This is a genomic window from Pseudomonas sp. RA_35y_Pfl2_P32 (genome assembly GCF_963970735.1).
GTDB lineage: Bacteria > Pseudomonadota > Gammaproteobacteria > Pseudomonadales > Pseudomonadaceae > Aquipseudomonas.
In genome coordinates this window covers 1-816 of record NZ_CAXAQF010000077.1, presented here as the reverse complement: position 1 = coordinate 816, position 816 = coordinate 1, and the positions used below count along the sequence as shown (strand labels likewise).

Sequence of the window (816 nt, the reverse complement as noted above, 5' to 3'; positions counted from 1 at the left end):
TATCGATGAGCGGGAACTGATCCGGGAATATCTGTTCCTGTCGTTGCACTACGAGCCCCGCGACGAGGTGCGTTGGACTTGCCCCGCAAAAGTGGAGAGGCATTTGCTCAACGTGACGCGGTTCGTTCGAACTGCGCGGGGCTGATATAGTCGAGCGCGGAATGGCGCCTGACGGGGTTGTAGAAGCCGTCGATATAGCGGGCAATGGCCTGCGCGGCTTGGTCGCGGGTATAGAAGACGGTGCGCCAGACGAGCTCGGATTTGATCGTCTTGAAGAAGGTCTCCACCATCGCATTATCGTAGCAATTTCCCTTTCCTGACATGGAGATACGGATGCCGTGGCGGTGCAGCTCGGCCTGGTAGTCCACAGAGCAGTATTGGCTGCCGCGGTCCGAATGATGAATGAGCCCTTCGGGCGGACGGCGCATGACGAGGGCCTTGCGCAGGGCGGCCAGCGCCAGATCGCGGTGCAGCCGGTCGCCGACGGCCCACCCGACGACACGGCGGGAGAACAGATCGAGGACCACCGCCAGATAGAGCCATCCCTCCCGCGTCCAGACATACGAGATGTCGACGCCCCATTTCTGGTTGGGTGCCGTCGCCGTAAAATCCTGGTCAATGATGTTCGGCGCGATCGGCCAGCTATGCTCGCTGTCGGTCGTCCGTTTGAATCGACGCTTCTGCCGACCGCGCAGGCCGTTCTCGCGCATCAACCGCGCCGTGCGCCGTCGCCCGATGGCGAAGCCATCATCCTGCAACTCGCGCGTCATGCGCGGACTGCCGTACGTGCCGTTCGACAGCGCAAATGCCGAGCGG

At 62.4% G+C, this 816-nt stretch carries 1 protein-coding gene; it reads right to left on the bottom strand.

From position 1 onward, the window contains the following. Nucleotides 1–107 precede the first annotated feature (107 nt). On the bottom strand, nt 108–816 hold a 709-nt coding region (locus tag AACY45_RS27140; RefSeq protein ID WP_339548508.1), incomplete at its 5' end, for an IS3 family transposase.